Origin of the sequence: Mycobacterium sp. (assembly GCF_032162105.1) — a bacterium.
Classification (GTDB): Bacteria; Actinomycetota; Actinomycetes; order Mycobacteriales; family Mycobacteriaceae; genus Mycobacterium.
Genome location: NZ_JAVRPS010000447.1, coordinates 1 through 15,107, shown reverse-complemented (window position 1 = coordinate 15,107; position 15,107 = coordinate 1). Strand labels below are relative to the sequence as shown.

At 66.7% G+C, this 15,107-nt stretch carries 12 protein-coding genes and 2 pseudogenes; 6 read left to right on the top strand and 8 right to left on the bottom strand.

The genetic code is table 11. The features are described 5' to 3' along the window. The first annotated feature begins 248 nt into the window (after positions 1–248). Positions 249–1,400: an ATP-binding protein gene (locus QOC69_RS22945; protein WP_526443893.1), complete on the top strand. Its 1,152-nt coding sequence runs from the start codon at positions 249–251 to the stop codon at positions 1,398–1,400. Next, complete coding sequence (locus QOC69_RS22940; RefSeq protein ID WP_526443891.1) at positions 1,397–3,463, top strand: hypothetical protein; 2,067 nt, start codon at positions 1,397–1,399, stop codon at positions 3,461–3,463. The genes QOC69_RS22945 and QOC69_RS22940 overlap by 4 nt, the downstream gene beginning before the upstream one ends. A 45-nt stretch (positions 3,464–3,508) precedes the next feature. Here QOC69_RS22940 and sucD read toward each other — a convergent pair whose 3' ends face one another. Then, on the bottom strand, positions 3,509–4,411 hold the full coding sequence (gene sucD, locus QOC69_RS22935) for a succinate--CoA ligase subunit alpha (RefSeq protein ID WP_526443889.1): 903 nt from the start codon (positions 4,409–4,411) through the stop codon (positions 3,509–3,511). 15 nt (positions 4,412–4,426) lie between these two features. Continuing rightward, entirely contained in the window at positions 4,427–5,590 is a 1,164-nt protein-coding gene (gene sucC / locus QOC69_RS22930) for an ADP-forming succinate--CoA ligase subunit beta (protein WP_526443887.1), read from the bottom strand. Positions 5,591–5,849: 259 nt separating this feature from the next. Here sucC and QOC69_RS22925 point away from each other — a divergent pair, with 259 nt between their 5' ends. From QOC69_RS22925 to QOC69_RS22915, 3 genes are all read left to right on the top strand, one after another. Further along, a complete protein-coding gene (locus QOC69_RS22925) occupies positions 5,850–6,908 on the top strand; it encodes a M23 family metallopeptidase (RefSeq protein ID WP_526443885.1) in 1,059 nt (352 codons plus the stop codon). A gap of 32 nt (positions 6,909–6,940) precedes the next feature. Then, positions 6,941–7,543: a hypothetical protein gene (locus QOC69_RS22920; protein WP_526443883.1), complete on the top strand. Its 603-nt coding sequence runs from the start codon at positions 6,941–6,943 to the stop codon at positions 7,541–7,543. A 64-nt stretch (positions 7,544–7,607) separates the two neighbouring features. After that, on the top strand, positions 7,608–7,859 hold the full coding sequence (locus tag QOC69_RS22915) for a hypothetical protein (protein ID WP_526443881.1): 252 nt from the start codon (positions 7,608–7,610) through the stop codon (positions 7,857–7,859). Here QOC69_RS22915 and QOC69_RS22910 read toward each other — a convergent pair. The 5 genes and pseudogenes from QOC69_RS22910 to QOC69_RS22890 all read right to left on the bottom strand — a co-directional run. Beyond that, positions 7,859–8,304: pseudogene (locus QOC69_RS22910) on the bottom strand (IS1380 family transposase); the annotation flags it as partial. The gene QOC69_RS22915 and the pseudogene QOC69_RS22910 overlap by 1 nt on opposite strands. Continuing rightward, entirely contained in the window at positions 8,220–8,501 is a 282-nt protein-coding gene (locus QOC69_RS22905; protein WP_526443895.1) for a transporter substrate-binding domain-containing protein, read from the bottom strand. The gene QOC69_RS22905 and the pseudogene QOC69_RS22910, both read right to left, overlap by 85 nt. Before the next feature lie 1,343 nt (positions 8,502–9,844). Continuing rightward, positions 9,845–10,132, bottom strand: coding sequence for a hypothetical protein (locus tag QOC69_RS22900; protein ID WP_526443879.1), 288 nt, complete (start codon positions 10,130–10,132; stop codon positions 9,845–9,847). Between the two features lie 394 nt (positions 10,133–10,526). Beyond that, complete coding sequence (locus QOC69_RS22895) at positions 10,527–11,183, bottom strand: transposase (protein WP_526443877.1); 657 nt, start codon at positions 11,181–11,183, stop codon at positions 10,527–10,529. After that, complete coding sequence (locus QOC69_RS22890) at positions 11,125–12,252, bottom strand: transposase (RefSeq protein ID WP_526443875.1); 1,128 nt, start codon at positions 12,250–12,252, stop codon at positions 11,125–11,127. The genes QOC69_RS22895 and QOC69_RS22890 overlap by 59 nt, the downstream gene beginning before the upstream one ends. Before the next feature lie 172 nt (positions 12,253–12,424). Here QOC69_RS22890 and QOC69_RS22885 point away from each other — a divergent pair. After that, positions 12,425–13,717, top strand: a pseudogene (locus QOC69_RS22885) (IS701 family transposase); the annotation flags it as partial. A 309-nt stretch (positions 13,718–14,026) separates the two neighbouring features. Here QOC69_RS22885 and QOC69_RS22880 read toward each other — a convergent pair. Beyond that, positions 14,027–14,869: a hypothetical protein gene (locus QOC69_RS22880; protein ID WP_526443873.1), complete on the bottom strand. Its 843-nt coding sequence runs from the start codon at positions 14,867–14,869 to the stop codon at positions 14,027–14,029. Positions 14,870–15,107: the final 238 nt, after the last annotated feature.

The following is a 15,107-nucleotide window of genomic DNA, read 5'->3' as shown; positions in this document are numbered from 1 at the left end:
CGGTAGTCGGGGTCGTCGATGCGCTCGGTGAACTGGCCGACGCCGACGATGACAGGAGTCCGGGGATCTTCGGACGAGCGCTTGCGCGAGGACTTTGCCTCAGCCATTACAACCTCCTGGCGCGTGTTGATTCGTCAGGCTAATCGAAAACTAGAACGTGTTCCTAATCAAGCAAAGTCGTCGCGTCGTACGCCGATAGTGATGTACGACATTATTGACGTACATCACGTTCGGCGTACTCTTGGTCTATGAGCTGGCCAGTACGTCCGATGACTCTGGTCGTCGGGGGCATCGTCCGCCCCGACGACGTCGTCGGCCGCATCCGCGACGCCGAAGCGGTCGCCGCGTCACTGCCACACAGCGGTGCGGTCCTCGTCGGCGACCGCAGACATGGCAAGACGTCACTGTCGCGCGTCGTTCAACAGAACGCGGCGCGCGCAGGGGCGATGGTGATCGCCACCAGCGCAGAGCGCGAGACGTACGAGGAGTTCGTCGCGGCGCTCGCCGCCGAGCTGGCCAGGCTCGAACCCGGCTGGGCCCAGGAACTGTCGAAGTTGCGGGTGACGCTCACCGCAGGTCCGCTGAAGGTCGAGCGGGACGGACGCGCGGCGGCGGCACTCGACGACTTGCTCCGCCGAGCGGTCGAACGTGCCGACGGACGTCAATTGGTGCTCTTCATCGACGAAGTCACCGTGCTCGCACGCAACCTCGAACGCCGTGAGCCGGGTGCGGGAGACAACTTCCTCCATACCCTGCGTCGGTTCCGCCAGGAGCACGGCGGCAGGGTCGCCACCGTGTTGTCCGGCTCCATCGGATTCCACCACGTGTCGACGGACGCCCCGAGCACCGTCAACGACATCCAAAAGATCACCGTGGGTCCCATCCGCGCCGACCACGCCGCGTATCTCGCCGAATGCCTGCTGCTCGGCGGCAGAGTGAATCCCGCCGACGCCCACCTGGTCGCTCCCGCCGTCGCTGCGGCGGCCGAACACATCCCGTACTACATCCAGCACCTGGTCGCCGCGTCGCTGGCGTCGTGGCGCACCACCGGCGTGCTCCCCCAACCCGCCCAGGTCCCCGACCTGGTGTCGGCGGCGATATCCGATCCCACCGACCCTTGGGACCTCAGGCACTACCGGGACCGGCTGACCCACTACTACGGCTCCGACAAGGCTGCCATCGCCAAGGTGCTCGACGTCTACGCGTATGCGGATGGCCCCATCACCATCGATGACACGATGATGCTGCTACGCGGCGAGGGCATCGCGATCGACGATCGTGACCAACTGGTCTCGTTCGTCGAACGACTCGAACTGGACCACTACCTCGTCCGCGAGGCCGACGCAGACCGGTTCGCCTCCTCCCTCGTGCAACGCGCCTGGCGAATGATGCGGCGATGACGGCACATCCAACGTTCACCCCCGGGGCGATGGGTCCCGAAGACCTCGACGCCAACACGGTGGGCCGCGAAGCGCTGTTCGACACCCTGGTGCACCGGATCAGAGGTGCCGCGAGCGGCGGTGCCCGGCCGCACACGTTGCTCATCGCGCCGCGCGGTGGGGGAAAGACGCACACGCTGCACGTCGTCGTCAACCGCAGCCTCGCCGATACACAAACTGCCGAACACACACTGCCCGTGCTGATTCCGGAGGACTCCCTGGCCATCGGGTCGTACCTCGACTTGCTCGTCGAGATCGCGCGGACCATTGACGTCGAACTCGGCGAGGCGGCGCGTGGCATGCGCCGCGACAAGGACACCGTGGGTATCGAGCAGGCGATCACGACAGCCGCCGCAGGCCGCATGATCCTGCTGGCCATCGAGAACCTCGACCGGGTCTTCGACGAGCTCGGCGAGACGGGTCAGGGCAGCCTGCGGGCGTGGATCGAAACATCCACCGAGATAACGGTCTTCGCAACGGCGCCCGCCCTGTTCTCGGGCGTCTCGTCCAGGTCGTATCCGTGGTACGGCTCGTTCATGGTGGAGACGCTCCCCGAGCTGAGCATCGACGAGTGCGCGACCATGCTCGGTCGGGCAGCCCGCCGGCGCGGCGACATGGAGCTTGCCGAGTTCATCGACTCTCCGACTGGGCTCGAGCGGCTTCAGGTCATCCACCGCCTGGCCGGCGGGTCACCACGTCTGTGGCACATGCTGTCCGACTGCATCGACGTGCGATCCCTGGACGCGCTGGTTCCGACGGTGGAGGCGCTGCTCGACCGGCTCGCGCCCTACTACCAGCAGCGGCTGTGGCAATTGCCACCTGGCGAACAGCGCCTGGTGGTGGAGCTCGCTCGCGGCTGGGAGCCACAGACGGTTGGTGATCTGGCTGCGGCAGTGGGTGTTTCGAATCAGTCCGCTGCGACGGCGCTGGGCCGACTCGCCGCGTCGCGGTGGGTGACGTCGACCAAGGCGCGGGACGGAGACCAGCGTGCGTCATGGTACGACGTGACCGAATCGCTGCTGCGATATCACCTGCAGTACCGCGAGGAGCGCGGAAAGCCGTTGCGGCTCATCGTCGAATTCCTGCGTGGATTCTATTCGGCAGAGCGGTTGATGGCCGAACTTGCCCAAGCCAAGCCCGATTCACCACTTGAGCGACACCTGCAAAGGGCACTCCTACGACGTGACGAACTGTGGTCGCCACGTGCCGTCTCCGGCGACGCCGATGACGTGTTGACCGGTCTGCGGCTCTGGATCGGCGACGACGCGAACGACATTTCGCGAATCGGGGCCGCCCTGGAGTCGGTGATGTGTGCGGCCTACCAGCGCCCACAGCGACGAGCCGCGCCAAACGGTCTCGAACAATTGATCACGCGCGCCGTGACGGCAGCCTCCGAGAGCGACGGCCACGGTCTTCAACGACTGCATCACGGCCTGACGGTGCTCGCCGACCACTCGTGGAGCGAGGCCGAAGAGGATGCGCTGCTTGCGTTCCGCATCTTTCTCGACACCGAGGACCCCGATCGATTCGACCAGCTCGCGAAGTCCGACGCGGTGCGCAAGCGACGAACGTCGGGGCCTGCACTCTTCTTGCGACACATGTCGGCCATGCTGGCCGATGGCGACATCGCGCTTCGCCAACTCAACGACATCCTCGACGATCTCGAACGCGCCCAAGCGTCAGACGCACAAAAGATCTTCAGCTGGCGGATGTGGATAGAGACCGTGGTGCGAGTTCCGTCGCCCCCAGCACGCGACGCCGATGCCTTGGTCGCCATCGCCTTGACGCTGAACCTGCAGGAGTCGGTCACTTCGCCCGATCAGCTGCCGCACGTACTCGCAGCGCTGACCCCAGACGCTCGGGCGGCCACCGCAGGTGTGCTCGCACACGCCGCGGCATCGGGTGAACTCAGCTTTCCGCCGGAGTTCAGTCCGCTCGATGCACTCGACAGGCACACGGCATCGGTAGTCCTCGACATGATCCGAAGCCCTTCCGCCGCAGACGAAACTGCGGCCAGATCGTGAATCCCGCCGAAGGATTCGCGATCTGACCGCAGTCTCGAGGAACGGTTACAGACTTTCGAGGATCTCCCGGGCCAGCGCAGCGGTCGAGGACGGCGTCTTGCCGACCTTGACGCCGGCAGCTTCGAGCGCTTCCTTCTTGCCTTCAGCGGTGCCCGCACCATCGGACACGATGGCGCCTGCGTGGCCCATGGTCTTGCCCTCCGGCGCGGTGAAGCCCGCGACATAGCCGACGACCGGCTTGCTGACGTTGGCCTTGATGTAGGCCGCGGCCTTCTCCTCGGCGTCGCCGCCGATCTCGCCGATCATCACGATGATCTTGGTCTCGGGGTCCTTCTCGAACGCCTCGATGGCGTCGATGTGGGTGGTGCCGATGACCGGGTCGCCGCCGATGCCGATGGCGGTCGAGAAGCCGAGATCGCGCAGCTCGTACATCATCTGGTAGGTCAGCGTGCCCGACTTCGACACCAGGCCGATCGGGCCCTTGCCGGTGATGTTGTTGGGCGTGATGCCGACCAGCGACTCACCCGGCGTGATGATGCCGGGACAGTTCGGGCCGATGATGCGGGTCTTCTCACCCTTGTCGACGTTATAGGCCCATGCATATGCACTGTCCTGCACCGGGATTCCCTCGGTGATGACGACAAGCAGCGGGATCTCGGCGTCGATGGCCTCGATGATGGCGTCCTTGGAGAAGGCCGGCGGCACGAAGGCGATCGACACGTCGGCGCCGGTCTCCTTGATGGCCTCGGCGACGCTCGCGAATACGGGCAAATTGATGTCTTTGCCATTTTTATCTACGTGCGTCACCTCAGTTCCGGCCTTGCGCGCGTTGACGCCGCCGACCACCTGGGTGCCTGCCTTGAGCATCAGCGCGGCGTGCTTGGTGCCCTCGCCGCCGGTGATGCCCTGGACGATGACCTTGCTGTCCGCGTTAAGGAAAATCGACATGATCTGTTGGCTCCCTTACTTGTTGGCCAGCTCGGCGGCCTTGTCTGCGCCGGCGTCCATGGTCTCGGCCTGGATCACCAGGGGATGGTTGGCGTCGGCGAGGATGCGCCTGCCCTCTTCGACGTTGTTGCCGTCCAGCCGGACGACGAGCGGCTTGTTCGCGTCGGCGCCCAGCTTCTTCAGCGCGCCGACGATGCCGTTGGCCACCGCGTCGCAGGCGGTGATGCCACCGAAGACGTTGACGAACACGCTCTTCACCTGCGAGTCGCCGAGGATGACGTCCAGGCCGGCAGCCATGACCTCGGCGGACGCACCGCCGCCGATGTCGAGGAAGTTGGCGGGCTTCACGCCGCCGTGCTTCTCGCCCGCGTAGGCGACGACGTCCAGCGTCGACATGACCAGACCGGCGCCGTTGCCGATGATGCCGACCGCACCGTCGAGCTTGACGTAGTTGAGGTCGTTCTCCTTGGCCTTCAGCTCCAGCGGGTCGGTGGCGTCCTTGTCCTCGAACTCCACGTGCCCGGGCTGACGGAAGTCCGCGTTGCCGTCGAGCGTGACCTTGCCGTCGAGCGCGAGGATCTGATCGTCGGGCGTGCGCACCAGCGGGTTGACCTCCACCAGGGTGGCGTCCTCGCCGACGAACACGTCCCACAGCTTCGAGATGGTGACGGCGGCCGCGTCGAGCACCTCGGCGGGCAGGTGTCCCTGCTCGGCGATCGACCGCGCGAAGGCCAGGTCGACACCCTTGACGGCGTCGACGGGGACCTTGGCGAGCCGCTCAGGCTTGGTCGCTGCGACCTCTTCGATCTCCATACCGCCCTCGACCGAGCACATGGCCAGGTAGGTGCGGTTAGAGCGATCGAGCAGGAAGGAGATGTAGTACTCCTCGGCGATGTCGCTGGCCTCGGCGACCAGCAGCTTCTTGACGATGTGGCCCTTGATGTCCAAGCCGAGGATGTTCTGCGCGTGGGTGAACGCGTCCTCGGGGGTGGCCGCGTACTTCACGCCGCCGGCCTTGCCGCGTCCGCCGACCTTGACCTGCGCCTTCACCATGACGGGCCGACCGATTTCCTCGGCGATGGCCTTTGCGTCCTCGGCGGTGTCGGTGACCCGGCCGGGCGAGGTGGGAACGTTGTGCTTGGCGAACATCTCCTTCGCCTGGTATTCGAAGAGATCCATTGGCTCACTGTCTGTCTGCGTTGACGTTTGAGTTGATTACGAGATTGTCGCCTGAGAGGCTCGGGGGAACTTTATCCACACCCGCTGAACGCGTCCCCACCGCCCACCGCTCATGTGGTACATCTCACCGGCGCTCTGTGGTGATACAGATCACAATATCGAGCGGAATCAAGGCTCGGGTTGCCACCAACATTGGATTTTGGTTAACGTGCCTCTGGTCTAGATAACGTTACGGTCACGACGAGAAGGACATATTCGGTTGGCAGAGCACGGTTCGTCCAGGTCTCCGCAAGGGGATTCGACGAACGGCTATGACGCCACGATCACCGACATCATCCCCTTCAACGAGTTCGGCGACCTTCCCGATCTGACCGATGACCTGGAGTTTTGCAACAGCTCCGCCTTCGACCGTGAGTCCCGCGTCATCCACGCTCCCGAGCTGGACGACCTGCACGACACCGACGATCTAGTGCCGCTGCGGCTCGTCGTACCAACACGGTTCCAGCCCACCACAGGCGAGGACCGGCCGGCGCGCGCCTACCGCTCCAGCCACACCGACGTCAGCGATGGCGTCGCGGCCACCGACGTGATCGACATGACCGGCCGCCGTGGCCTGCACCGCAAGCCCGACAACGGTGCCGTGAAGGCCCGCCTGGTCGCCGCGGCGATGGCCGCGGGTGCGACTGCCGCGGCCGCCTATTCGGTGGTGAACAGCTCCGACACCCCGCAGGAAGCCACCATGCTCGCCGCGGGACAGTCCGCGTTCGTCGACGGCGGCGTCATCACGGGCTCGAACGACGGCATGCAGATCGTCTCGGTCGCCCCCGCGGCCAGTGCCTCGGTGCACACCGAGGAGATCCAGAAGGCCGCGGCATTCGCCCAGGAGCGCGCCGAACGTGAGGCCCGGCTGGCACGGCCGCTGTTCGTGATGCCGACCAAGGGTGTGTGGACGTCCGGCTTCGGTTACCGCTGGGGTGTTCTGCACGGCGGCATCGACATCGCCAACGCGATCGGCACCCCGATCGTGGCGGCCTCCGACGGCGTCGTGATCGACGCAGGCCCGACCGCCGGCTACGGCGCATGGGTCAAGCTGCGCCACTCCGACGGCACCGTCACGCTCTACGGGCACGTGAACACATGGCTGGTCAGCGTCGGCCAGCGGGTGATGGCAGGCGACCAGATCGCCACCATCGGCAACCGGGGCAATTCGACCGGTCCGCACCTGCACTTCGAGGTTCTGCTCGGCGGCAGTAACCGGGTCGACCCCGTACCGTGGTTGGCGCAGCGGGGACTTGGCCCCGGCCGCTACGTCGGCTAACTAGGAGCGAAGCGATTCGGGGAAGGACTTCCTTGACCTTCGGCGGACCTCCCGAACAACCCCAGATCCGGCGTCAGCCCGACGACTCGGACCCGAAGACCAACATCATCCGCCGTCAGCCCACCGGCTCCTTCCCGCAGCTGCCCGTGCCGTCCGACGACGAGCCGCAGACCAGCTTCATCCCACCCTCCGCGCCACGCCCCGACGATCCGCACACCAGCTACATCCCGCGTCCCACGCCCGTGGCGGTCGGATCGCCCGGCAGGTTGCGGCCCAGCCCCGTGGCGGCATCGATCACCGCGGCCGTCAGCATCATCAGCGGCTGGGCCACCGCGGTCATCGCCACGTCGTTGATCGCCGGCTGGTGGCGGACCGATGAGTTGTTTTGCGTGGCAATCGGTTTCCTCACCGCGGTGTCGGCGGGAGCAACGATCGCCGGTCTGATCGCGCTGCTACTGCACCGCCGGATCGGCCGGCTGCTGATCGTGGTGGGCTCGGCGGTGGCGTTGATGATCTTCGCCGGCCTGTTCGTCGCAGGCGCCAGCTTGCCACCGATCGTCTTCGGCATCCCGGTGCTGCCGCTCGCCAGCATCCTGCTGGCACTCCTGCCCGCTACGGGGCGCTGGACCCGCTAGTTGACGTCCTCCACGGCTGAATGCCGTGGATTCCACCTGCCATGCCGGCTGTCTCGTTGCTCATGTGGGCAACGCCGTGGGCCGGTTGGTGGTGCATGTTGGTGCCGAACGACTCTGTCGCATCGCGGCCCTACGGGCGTTGATGCGCGCCACTGACCTCCGCGTGGGCGGGTGTCTGCGGCCTCGCCGCTTCGATAACTGCCGGGGCTGGATCTCGGCACCCGTCGACGTCGTGACGGTGCAGCCAGCCATGGTTGGCTGCCTGCAGATCCAGCCGATCGGAACCATCGGCGTCTACCCGGACGTGCAGTCCTAGAACGACGCGCCTTGTTTCTGGTGCCCGTAGACCGGGCGCAGCAGCGAGTCGATGTCCAAAAACATCCGCTCGTCGGTGCCAGGCAGCGCGGTGCGCGCCGCGAGCGCGATCAGATGCTCGCGGGCCACCGCGGCGAGCTGGTTGGAATGCCCGAAGGTGAACTCGCGCAGCAAGATCCCCACTGTCGAGGGCGCGTACACCTCGTCGAACACTCGGGGCGTGCCGCCAGCGCCAACACGTTCGCGTCGTCGATGCAGTCCGCCCCGCACATCATGCGCGCGATGATCGCGGTCAGCTTCCCGGCAGGGTTGACCGCTCCGGAGGCCACCCGTGTGCTGGGCACGTCGACGTGCTCGCGGATCAACCGCGAAAGACCGGTCTGCTCAGCCAGTTCCATGACCGGCACCAGGCCCGCGGCCGACACCAGATTCCGCTCGTCGAACACCGCCGACCCGACGGCGAACGTATGCGATGATTGCACCGGAAATGCCTTCCGAAACGTGGACAACTACGACTTCGACAATCGCGGTCGGTGAATTGTGCTGCCAGGCCGAGTTCGCTGGCGATCGCCTCGAAGAGGTCGATATCGAAGCCGATAACGCGGCCCTGGGCGCCTTTGAACTCGGCAGGGGCGTAGGGCACGTTGGTGCCGACCCTCAGCTTGCCGGTTGCTGCGACCTCTGGCGGTAGGGCGATCGCGGGTAGCGGCGCTGGGTTCGAGGGGGCTGGGCTGGAACCAGATGTGGTCACGGTGTCGGCTGACTTCCGGGCCGGGTCGTAGCGACTTTCTCGCGGCCTTAACACAACCGCAGCGATGGCAACGATGGCTACTGCTACTGCCCCGCAGCCGACGAGCCACGCTCGTGTCCGCCGCGGAGGGGGTTGGTGCGGGGCTACCGTTTGGCGTGCCGCCTGGAGGGGCTTTGCGCCGTGTGGCTCCCACCTCGCGGGCCGCCAGTCCGCACACAGTCCGCAGGAGATTTCAAACCCGCGCTATCGCGATCAAAGCCACCAACGCATATGCGCAGGGCCAGCTATAGATGCGGCACACACGTCAATACGGGTCAAACCCCAAAACGCCAGGTCAGGCGCTCTTTTAATCCGCAGGTCCTAGGTTCGAGTCCTAGTGGGGGCACCGATAAGGGCACTCATAAGGCCAGCGATCCAGCACGCTGCTCATCACCCGTGCCTTCAGTCACTTCACCTCGCTCGTGCCCAATGCTGGTTCCAGTCGTATCGGCTACCTGCATTCGGATACGCGTGAAAGCCCGCGACGTTGTACGCTTTGCGTCACGGCTAGTTAGCTGTCCCTAGGGAGCGGAAAGTATTAGGAAAGGCACGAAGATGATACGCACCACCATTATTGCTGGGGGGCTCTTAGGGCTCGGCGTCTTCACCGCTGCACCGGCGATGGCCGCACCACCTAGTACCGTCAATTGCTCCCCACCGGCGATATGCGCCAATGCAGCGGCTACTGCGCCCGTACCCGGCCTCGTCACGTACTACACGGGGACCGGACCCGGGACTGCGGCAGGGGACTTCACCACCGCCTGGACGCAGGGACCCGGGCAGGCCGTCACCGCTTGGGCGACCGGACCCGCGACGGTCGCCAAGGTCTGGTCGGACGCGCTGGTCGGTCCCGCACCCGCACCTACTACGCCTTAGTGAGCCGGAAGCCTGCGCAGGCGTTCACCATCGTTAGGTTCCCCGCTCCCCGAAGGTTCAGAGCCCGATGACCTCGAGGGCTTTTGGGGGGAGGCTGGTCTGCATCCAGTCCGCAGCAGGGCCGACTATGCCCGACACTTCCCCTCACTAGCCAATACACGATTCGAGCGTCGGCCTGCACGTTCGAGGGTGCCCGTGTCGAGCCGAATCGTACAAGCGGTGAGTTCGGCGCACTCTTAATCCGCAGGTCCTAGGTTCGAGCCCTACTGGGGGCACTGAGCGTCGTTGACGCAGGTCTAGCCGCCTGCGTCAACCAATGACTAGGTATTGTTATGCGGCGCGGGGATGGCGATCGGCGCTGGCGTGGCGATGTACTCAACGGCATTCGCGATGCCTTGGGCCAATGCCTCGATGAGGTGTACACCGACGGTCAGCGGAGTGATCAGCACGGTGAGGGGCGACGGCGGCGGCGTGTAGGCGTCCATCATCGCCGAGGGCGTCGTCGCCGACGCTGGTGCGGCCGAGGAGATGCTCGACGCCAGCTCGATGGCCACGACGGCGATCAACGCCGTTACGGCACCGCCAACAGACCGGATCAATCGCAACACACGAGAATCGTGCCGCAAAATCGCCCGGCGCATAGCCGAATCGCCGAACGAACTCCCACGCAGGCACGATGTACGCCACAACTCAACGGCGGGATGCGTCCGCCCCTTTTTCGCCGCAGCCTCTTCGGCTGCTACCCACCCGTGCAGCCGGACTGGTCCTTCGACCCGCAAAACGGTTCTCAGATGCGTTATTTCAAATTTCGACGGCGCGCTGTGGACGCCCTAGGAGGCCTCTGAACAAGGAAGTGTGATAGGGCGGGAAGAACGCCGACAGGGCCGTTTCTTCGGCAGTAGGTCAGACCTGATTGGTCGACAACGTGGTCGTTCTTCCCGCCAGTTCCAGTTTGGGGCAAGGGTCGGGTTCCGATCAAGGGGCGTTGCCGGCCCTTGATCGTCAGGGCAGCGCCCAGGCTCCGTCGCGGCGGGTGAGGCCGGCATTGACGAGGGTGCGCAGGTTGATCGCGGCGGCCCGGTTGCGCAGCCAGGCATGGTTTTTGGCGACGCCGAGGTAGCGCAATGTGACCCGGCGCCCGCGTTGGGTGGCGACCCAGGCGATGATCCGCTCCACACTCGATCGGGTCGGGTAGTCACGCTTGAATTCCGGGGCGCGGGCGGCGCGCAGCAGCTGCTCGTGCGGGTGGATGCTCATCGACCGGCCGTCGGCGGCGATGGTGCAACGCTGCCGCAGCGGGCAGTGGGCGCACAGCCTGCCGAAGGTGACCGTCCGTTTCGGGCTCATCGGCCGGGTGTGCCCCGCCGGGCAGCGCACCGTGGCGGCTGGCTCGTCGATGGTGAAGTCATCGAGGGTGAATCCGCCGGGCACGGCCGGGCGCAGTGGCTTGGGTTTGATCACCGTGTGCACACCGGCGTCCCGATAGGCGGCGCGGGCGGCCCCGGTGCCGTACGCCGAATCGCCGTACACCCGCAGGCCGGCACCCGTATCGCCGGGCGCGGCGATCGCATCTGCGGAATCTGTTCCCGCGGCGGTGATCTCACCGCCTGTCTCCGGCCGCCGCCGCAGCGGGCCCCGGCTCGGCGACGACCGCCTCATCGCCGCCAAACCGGTCGGCCTCCCGCGCGTCGGCGGGCGCGGCGTCGCCGCCGGTGTCCGTGTGCGGGGTCTGGGTCGCGGGACGGTGGAAGCGGTCACGCGCGATCATCTGCTGCCCGACCACCGGATCGCTGCCCTCCTCGCCGGCCGCGGTGGTCAACTCGGCGTCGGTGATCAGCCCGCTCTGCGGCTCGGCGCTGACGTGCCCGCGGAACCCGTCTTTACGGTTGGACTTCGACTTGCGGGTGTGCCGGGCCTCGGGATCCACCGTGGAGATCACCCGATCCGAGGCCACCCGCCGCGCGATGCGCCACCGCCCGTCGGTGCCCTCTGAGCCATCGGCGGGCTCCACGCCCTGGCCGGCCACCAGCGCCAGCAGCCCCAACGCGTCCGCCGCAAGCTCCTGCCGGTGCGGCGCGTCCTGGCCGCACAACTCGGCCAGCACCGCCAACGCGTCGTTGACCAGATCCGACACCAGGCTCGCCGTGGCCTGCGCGTCGCCCCAGTCGATGTCCGGCTTCCCGGGCGTGGAGTAGTCCAGCCTCGCGACCCGCTCGATCACCGATCTCGCGCCCGGCACCAGCCGCGCCACCTTCCGCATCGCCGCCACCAGCTGGGTCACCGTGTCCTGGGTGGCCACCGCGTCGTCGAACACCGTCGAATCCACGCACCGTTTCCGACGGCCGCGCAGATCCCGGTCTCCGCGATGACCCGCGCGACCGCGTCGAACACTCGGTCGCGACGATCCGAGGCAGCGATCCGCCTGCGCCAATACACCAGCAGTGGAAGGGTCGAACGACACCTGCGTCAGCGACCGCCCGCACGCCACCTTCCACCGGATGTCATAGCGGAGGGCGTCCGCGGTCTGCGGGTCGGACAGGTCGAAGAGCTCCTTGAGCACCAGCACCGACCCGACCAGATCCGCTAGCAGTGACGGCCGCCCGGTCGAGGAGGAGAACAGGTCCGCGATGAACGCATCCGGGAACAACTCGTGGCGGTGCTCGGCCAGGAACGCGAACACGCTGCCCGGCGGCACCAGCTCCCCGACCAGCGCCTGCGCATCCAACAACTCCCGATCAGACCGCGTAATACCGTGCACCACAACATCATCACACGCCACACGGCGCACAGCCGTCAGACACGACCAGGGATAGACGACTTATTCAGCGGCGGCCTAGTAGTACTTTATTAGGTCGGTGTGTCGCAACGGTTTTCGGTGTCGTGCCTGGGAGAATCGGGGGGTGGATGCAGCCGGTCTGGTACGTGTCGATGAGCAGTTGGATTCCTTTGTCGGCGAGGTGTTCTCGTCCTTGATGCGGAAGGATCGGCGGGCGACGGCGGGGCTGTATGTGCGGGGGCTGATGCTCGACGGCCGGCGCAAGTCGATGCAGCCGATGGCGGCGCGGCTGCGGGTGGATCACCAGCGGTTGCAGCAGTTCGTGACGAGTTCGCCGTGGGACGTGGAGCCGGTCCGAAGGCGCTCTCCCGCAAGGCGTGCGCCCTGATCGATCCGGATGCGTGGGTGATCGACGACACTGGGTTCGTCAAGGACGGGGTCGCCTCCCCGTGCGTGGCCCGCCAGTACTCGGGCACCCTGGGCAAGGTCGGCAACTGTCAGGTCGCGGTCAGCGTGCACGCCGCCTCCGATGCGGCCTCCGCGCCGCTGGATTGGCGACTGTACGTGCCCGAACGCTGGGACGAGCGGTGCGCCGCCGACCCCGCCGGCGCGGCCGCGGCCGGCCGTAAGCGGTGCGCGATCCCCGACGGCGAGCATCACCGGCCGAAGTGGCAGATGGCCCTGGAGATGATCGACGAGTTGATCGAGTGGGGACGCACCCCGCCCGTGCTGACCGCGGACGCCGGATACGGCGACACCACCGCATTCCGGCAGGGGCTGACCGACCGTGAGATCGGCTACGTCGTCGCCGTCAAGGGCGCCACCAGCGCCTATACCGGTGACGCGGCGCCCCAGACCGCCCCCTACACCGGGCGCGGACGCCCCCCGATCCCGCGTTGCCGCGACCCGCACCAGTCCTGGAGGGACCTGGCGCTGGCCGCCGGACGCACCGCCGGCAAAACGGTGATCTGGCGCCACGGCACCAAGACCGACCCCGACAACCCGGCCGCGGCGATGCGCTCCCGATTCCTCGCCCTGTGGATCCGCCCGGCAAACCGCGACATCACCCCAGCCGACGACGGCAGCCTCCCCCAAACCTGGTTGCTCGCCGAATGGCCAACCGGCGCGCAAGAACCCACCGACTACTGGATCTCCACCCTGGACCCCGACACACCCCTGAAGGAACTCGTGCGCCTGGCCAAGATCCGCTGGCGCATCGAACACGACTACCGAGAACTGAAAACCGGTCTGGGCCTGGACCACTTCGAGGGACGCTCCTGGACCGGCTGGCACCACCACGCCACCCTCGTCTCCGCCGCCCACCTGTTCATCACGACCCTGCGGCTGACCGACCAAAAAGCCAGTGGGCAGGGCTGACCCTCTACGGCATCGTGCGCGAACTCCAACGCGCACTTGCTCATTGGATCGGCACCTGCCCACCATGCCACCACCCCTTCCCAACCTAACAAAGTACTACTAGGTAGGCCGAGAACAAGTCCCGATGCTCTCTGATTCCGCACCCGCAGCGGTGGACTCGCTGCGAGAGCGGCTTTTTCCTGCGGTCCCCGCACAGGCAGGTTTGAGACAGGGCGGTGGTGTTGGTGGTGTACTCGTAGAGGCGAGGTCGGCGCCGTACGCGAGCAGCCGGTTGGCCAGCGCCCCGTGCAACGTCTTGCGGTGCTCGGCCAGCCGGCGGTGCAACTCAGCCACCTGAGCCTTCGTGCGTTCAGCGACGGTGCTGCGTCGCCAGACGCAGCGGCCGCGCTGGTGGGTACCGTCGGGTTGAAGCAGCCGGGCGAGCCAGCGCGATGCTGCCGGTCCAGGTGCCGCTGCACGCGGCGCAGCCGGGCGGTGTCCAGGGCGATCCGATCGGCCAGCGGCTCTGCCATCCTCCCCACGTCCCGTCGGCGCGCTGCACCGCGACCGCGATCTCGCTCGGGCCGAGGTCGAATGACACCCGCCCATCGCCGACCGGGTGACGCCGGGTCGGATGCCCGTCGCACACCAATTGCATGCGGAAAGTGTCGCGCCCGTTGATCACCGTTCGCACGATCCGGGCCGACAACACCTTGCCGGCCGCGATCAGCGCTTCGATCTCGGACAGCTCGGCCTGCTGCTCCTTGCCGCGGCGCCCCGACTGAGCGGGCGCGGTGATCGCGATCACCAACCCCGCACCCCACCTCAACCCCACCAACCGGCCACTGGCGTCAACCTTCGGGCGCAGCGCACCATTGCCATCCTTGGCCGACAGTGAATGCAACCCACGCGATACCGGTTTGAACCGGGGCTTGCCCTTGCGGCCGACGTGGCACTGCTTGACGGCGTCGAACGCACGGACACCCAGATTCTGGGTCTCCTGCGCCGGCAGATGCTCACGCACCCACGACTTTCGCAGCGACGACGCGAACGACTGCGCCGCATCGTTGGTGAACCCGTACGCCCGCTCCACCGCCCGAAAAGCCGCACCCCGGGCCCCGCGCTCCGCCGGCGTCCGACCCGGCAACAACCGCGCTGCCTGCCACGCGGGATCAGACTTCACCGCACGGCTACGCCCGATGAACTCACCCAACACCGCGTTATACACCCGGGTACCGCGAAAAACCGCGTCCGAACAACCCTGCACTGCGCGGGATCCGGGCGCAGCGGCCACGACCGCACATGAGTAGGTGCACCCTTGGGTCGCTTACGGGCACGCGGCTTACGCTCAACCGACTGCACCGACCCGGCGGCCGGTGTCGCCTCGATGCGGTACCCGTTCCCCATCCCCACACCACGACGGTAAGACCGACCTCTGACAACCCAGACCT

Excerpts from the sequence above, each read along its gene's own strand:
- sucD (WP_526443889.1), bottom strand. The coding sequence starts at position 4,411 with ATGTCGATTTTCCTTAACGCGGACAGCAAGGTCATCGTCCAGGGCATC.
- sucC (WP_526443887.1), bottom strand. The coding sequence starts at position 5,590 with ATGGATCTCTTCGAATACCAGGCGAAGGAGATGTTCGCCAAGCACAAC.
- QOC69_RS22940 (WP_526443891.1), top strand. The coding sequence starts at position 1,397 with ATGACGGCACATCCAACGTTCACCCCCGGGGCGATGGGTCCCGAAGAC.
- QOC69_RS22895 (WP_526443877.1), bottom strand. The coding sequence starts at position 11,183 with ATGAGGCGGTCGTCGCCGAGCCGGGGCCCGCTGCGGCGGCGGCCGGAG.
- QOC69_RS22945 (WP_526443893.1), top strand. The coding sequence starts at position 249 with ATGAGCTGGCCAGTACGTCCGATGACTCTGGTCGTCGGGGGCATCGTC.